The organism is Helicobacter baculiformis (assembly GCF_900197685.1).
Taxonomy (GTDB): domain Bacteria; phylum Campylobacterota; class Campylobacteria; order Campylobacterales; family Helicobacteraceae; genus Helicobacter; species Helicobacter baculiformis.
The window spans coordinates 1-5,329 of the sequence record NZ_FZMF01000061.1 but is presented as its reverse complement, the minus strand read 5'-3'; the positions used below and the strand labels follow the sequence as shown (position 1 = coordinate 5,329).

The window sequence follows — 5,329 nt, the reverse complement described above, 5'->3', positions numbered from 1 at the left end:
AAACAAGCAGGATTGGGGAACTATTACTAGTGTACAACTACACTGGATTACAGTTACATTATTGAAAGTAATGTTGTGCTATACTTTACAGGATAGAGAGCCTTGCTAAAACTTGCATCGCATTTTTATCGCTTCTTCCTTACATGTTTGTTATCCATCCAGTATAGTAGATCTTAGAATACAACTTCTAGTGTTGAAACTCATATTGAGATATATATGACATATTGGCAACAAGGGCACACTACTCATAATTCCAATACAGGTTTAATATTACAGGTTTAATATAAGGAAAGTATAGTAAAGATACCGTATAGTTATACAAATTAAGATACAACAGATTAGGAATTTGCTTGATGAAATAAGACAGAATGATTTAGAGGCATTTCAATTTGGCGCGTGTAAGTCTAGAAAGAGTTGCTTGTGGCAAATGCAGTTATTTTAGCAAAATCTATAGTTATAGGGTATAGAGGGGGTTCAGACTTTGTCGGTATAACCATAGAAGCTTCATTTCAAATTTGATGATTCTCTATGCTCATAGAATCTCTACTAGTATCGCTTGTTGAAACATTCTGAAATAAGAATTAGAAAAACGGCATGGAGGAAGTCCAAGACTATAGACCACAAAAAGCATAGATCTGAGGATGAATTTCGCATTTGTCTCGCTCTTTAAAGGCACATGAAGTCTTTATGCAAAGCTACTAAAATCCTAAAACCTTGAAGGCAAACTCTCCACACCAACGCGCCCCCCGCAGAGTGCCACAAACTCGTAAGACCACCCGCCTTTAGCGGGTAAGAACTCACGAATCCTCCAAAGGATTCTACTGTAAATTGCCACTCATGGGGCGTAATCTCACGGTTGCTCTTTGATCAGGTTGGCTCGATTTTTCAGTTAGTGTACTTGCCTTCTCAGTTGTTATGCTACGTGAGAGTTCATGCTGTGTAGCTTTGTTGTTGTCGTTAGGGCGCTCTGCAATAGTCTCGAATTCAACGCCTTCACCAGTTAAATTTTCGCTAGAGCTGGCCGGCTGAATTACGATCTCGTGTTTTTGCTCGAGTTTGTTCAGACTCTCAGGTTGGCTCGATTTTTCAGTTAGTGTACTTGCCTTCTCAGTTGTTATGCTACGTGAGAGCTCATGCTGTGTAGCTTTGTTGTTAGGATTCTCGTTAGCTGATTTGGGCTCAGAATGCTTACTTGTTGGTTGACTCACGGTCTCATGCTGTTGCTCTTGTTTGCCCGTATTTTCAGACTCGCCCTGTTTGTTAGAAAGTGCTTCCACTTTCTGAGTGATGCTATCTACTTTTTTGGAAAGCGAATCCACCTCTCTGCTAACACTATCTACTTTTGTCATCAGAGTATCTACTTGTTTTTCAAAAGTGCGACCATCGTCTTTATCTGTGGATTTCTCCTTGTCTGTATTCACTTTCTCGATAGACTGCTCTTTATCTTGAGTAGATACTTCTGCATTAGTGCCCAACTTAACCTTCTTTTGAGGTTCAACGAACTGAGGCTCAGCGTAAATTTCAGAGGACTCCTCTACACTCTGAAAGTTCTTGTTTTGGAGATTCTCATGCAGACCCAAGCCCTGAAGATCGCATGCTTTTCTAAAGCCTGCATCGCAAGCTTTCTGAAAATATTCCTCCGCAAGTTTTGGATTTTTCGGTACACCTAACCCACCTTGGTACAAAGTTCCCAAACCATAGAAAGCTACCCCTTTGCCTCCTCCATCCGCCTTTTTATAGTACTCGAAGGCCTTGGCGTAATCCGTTTGCGTGCCCTTACCATCATAGTACATATTGCCCAAATACGCGTAGCCATCAGCATTCCCCATTCTGCCCGCTCTCTGATAGTACTCCATGGCTTCTTGATAATCTTGTTGCATGCCTTGCCCATCGTAGTACATGTCTCCTAAAGCTTTATAAGATCCACCATCCCCCATCTCACCCGCTTTTTGGTAGTATTCAAAGGCTTTAGTGTAGTCTTTGGGCACGCCATGTCCTTCTGCATACATGTCTCCTAAAGCTTTATAAGATCCACCATCCCCCATCTTCCCTGCTTGCCGGTAGTATTCAGAAGCTCTTGCGTAATCTTTAGGCACACCGTGTCCCTCTATGTACATGTCTCCTAAAGCTTTATAAGATCCACCATCCCCCATCTCACCCGCTTTTTGGTAGTATTTGACAGCTTCTTGATAATTTTGCTGTACCCCTTGTCCGCTTTTGTACATAAACCCTAGACTATTGTAGGCTCTGACACTCCCTTTCTCCGCTGCTTTTTGGTAGTATTTGACAGCTTCTTGATAATCCGCGCGCGAGAGAGCCTTTCCAGCAAGTTCAAGGTACTGATCGGTAATCCTAAACTTGTTGAGATATTCCCTGTAGGCAACAGAGAGAAGCATTTGTTCATATTCTTCAGCCTTTTCCCAATCCCTACGCACGCCCTGCCCAAGACTGTACATTCCTGCCAAATACGCGTAAGCCTGTGAATTTCCCATCCTAGCCGCTTTTTGGAAGTACCCCACAGCTTTCCTGTATTGCTTACTTGTATAGGCTTTGATGGCGACATCAAGATATTGTCTAGCCTGCTCTGCCTTATTCTCCTTTGCTTGCATTTGCACGCCTATAAAGCATAGAGTAACCAACAATGCGACTTTCAACACATCCTTCAAACCTGCTACTATCATCTTCTTCATCTTCCTATCCGCTTTTTCTCAGATCTCTAGCTCTATTATAGCTTATTTCAATTGAAAAACAAGCAGGATTGGGGGAGGGAAAGCATATAGTGTGCAAAAAACAAACTCTCTAATAGATTTTACATGGGTTTTATTTAGAATTGAGACGCGACCATGATACGTTTGCTTGTATTCAATGGACATCGTCGATTAGCGATAGCTTCTAGACTATAATACTAACAATCATAATTTGTTTATAGACACAAATGAACGAGTAGGCTCATCAGCATCGAGTGTATTCTCGAGGTGCGTTTCAAGTTTACTAGGTGTGTTTGGCAATACTTTTCAGGTCGGTAAATTTACTTAGCATCTTTGACGAATTCTCGCAAAAAACTATCATGGTTGGCAAAGATATATGTGAAATGATCGTTTCCTCTTATTTGGAAAAATCTAGTGTAATCTTGAAAAAAGCTAGCATAATGCTGATCGGCAGAACTGGGATTCGAAATTTTGAATTGACAAACTAGTCGTGGATCGGTGCCCTTACAGGCGCGTATATCTATAAGCTGAACGCTTTTGAAATAGTATTCTGGATTTTGCACTAATAAATTTCCAATGGAGTTGCAAAAGCCTTTTAGTGTTTCACGCTCCTGTTTGTTATAGTAACATTGGGTGTGTTCTTCTTTTTTATCAATTTTTTTGATTTCCTTATCGAATGTTTTTTTTCGCATCTCATTCAATGAGCCATAGATGCGATTTTGATTATTGCGTTTTAAGATGGATTTTTGTATCTCTATATGTGGTTGTGTAACGAAGTGAAAAGTAATGCCTACAACTTTGTGGCTTCGTCCTCTTTTGATTTTAATATAATCGATTGCTTGGTAAGGTAGAGAGCGGTTAGGATTTTCTGGATCAAAGTCTTTCCAAAGTGTACCAAGTTCTTTGCAGGCATCTCTTAAGATTTTATCGATGTCTTTAATAGCTAGACTTTTTGGAAAACCCATGAACTCTCTGAAACCTTGAAAATCATTTTGGTAGGTGAGCACGTCACAAGCATAATCATCGCTTTTAACATCTTCAAAGCGCACTAAGAGTCGGTAAAGAGTCTTAGAATATTTGCTTCTAAGGGTGATGAACTGTCTAAGTTGAAAGGTGGTAAAGTTACCCTTAAGGTCATTAAGTAGGTGGGTAAAGTAGGGTGTGTTAATACCCACTTCGATATACCTGAGTTTTGGTGTCTTGTCTGCTACAATGGAAAAATGCTTAAACAAGAAGTAGTTAGTTTTTCTAGTTAGTTCTTCATCATTCTCAATAAAGCGGATAATCTCCCAAAAATTAGCCATTTTTACATTTTTCCAAAGTGTTTCAACAACTCTTAGTAGATTAGCATCATCAATCTTTTGACTACCGATCATTTCCTTGATTTCTTTAGAATTAAATCGCACCAGAGTTCCACCGTTATCTTTGAGTTTATTGAAAATGGTAAAGAATAGATTGCTTTCCCATGCACCTAACTTTCCTAAATTGACCTTGTAAATATCGTTGTGAATGACAACTTGAGAAGAATTTGTGATTGGTAAGTTTTTCGCAAGAACGCTAGGTACGAGCGATGTTGTATCTCCATTAACAAGTGTTGTTCGATCTGCATTCTCTCTAGATGACACAGGCAATTCTTGGGGCAAGTTTGAAACATTTTGTGGCAACGTGTCCACTTTCGGCAAATCCAATGCCTGAGGAAGGTTTGCAGACGGCGATTGGATTAAGGTCACTAGTTTATCGAGGTAGTTGGCTTGTCTTCTTTCCAGTATATGCTTGAGAGCAGAATCTGCCGTTAGATTAATGAGCGTTTGTAGCTTTTTGATCTGCTGTTCTAAATTCTGACGTTGTGTTTCCACATCATTCATTTTACACGCCTTTTTTATGTAATTTTCGTAAATTATAGCACATAATATAATTTCATGAAATAAACCCCTAGCGACCCCGAATTTACCCCTAGCGATCCCCCGAATTTACCCCTAGCGATCCCCGAATTTACCCCTAGCGATCCCCGAATTTACCCCTAGCGAATAAAAAAAAAAAACTTTGAAAATTCGTATTCATGGTACTTAGAAACAAAAAAAAAAAACGCGTACAAATATATTACAAAAGATTTACAAATGATTTACGCGCGCGTGAAGCAAAAAACGCCTCAGGTTAAAAAGTTTAAAAGAGCATCTTTTTACATAAAATTTATGACTTGACAAAATCCATCAAGCTTTGATTACTTGCATTAAAACTCTATTGACTCCACACCGCAAGATTGACAGTAAAACAAACGTATTATTCAAGACATAAATCCCATAATCCCGTAGCTTTTGAAAGCAAAATGCCGTACAATCCAACACATGCTGTTGAAAAACACTCTTACAACTATAAGACTCCCCCAATCCTGCTTGTTTTTCAATTGAAATAAGCTATAATAGAGCTAGAGATCTGAGAAAAAGCGGATAGGAAGATGAAGAAGATGATAGTAGCAGGTTTGAAGGATGTGTTGAAAGTCGCATTGTTGGTTACTCTATGCTTTATAGGCGTGCAAATGCAAGCAAAGGAGAATAAGGCAGAGCAGGCTAAGCGACAAGCTAAACAAGAGCTCCAGGCTAGACAATCTTATGATGCTGGCG

Annotated in this window: 2 protein-coding genes; both read right to left on the bottom strand. The window is 39.6% G+C overall.

The features are described from left to right. Positions 1-818 precede the first annotated feature (818 nt). Positions 819-2,690, bottom strand: a complete 1,872-nt coding sequence (locus C6G87_RS07610) for a tetratricopeptide repeat protein (RefSeq protein ID WP_104752913.1) — start codon at positions 2,688-2,690, stop codon at positions 819-821. A 338-nt stretch (positions 2,691-3,028) separates the two neighbouring features. After that, positions 3,029-4,573: a replication initiation protein gene (locus tag C6G87_RS07605; protein ID WP_104752912.1), complete on the bottom strand. Its 1,545-nt coding sequence runs from the start codon at positions 4,571-4,573 to the stop codon at positions 3,029-3,031. Positions 4,574-5,329 lie beyond the last annotated feature (756 nt).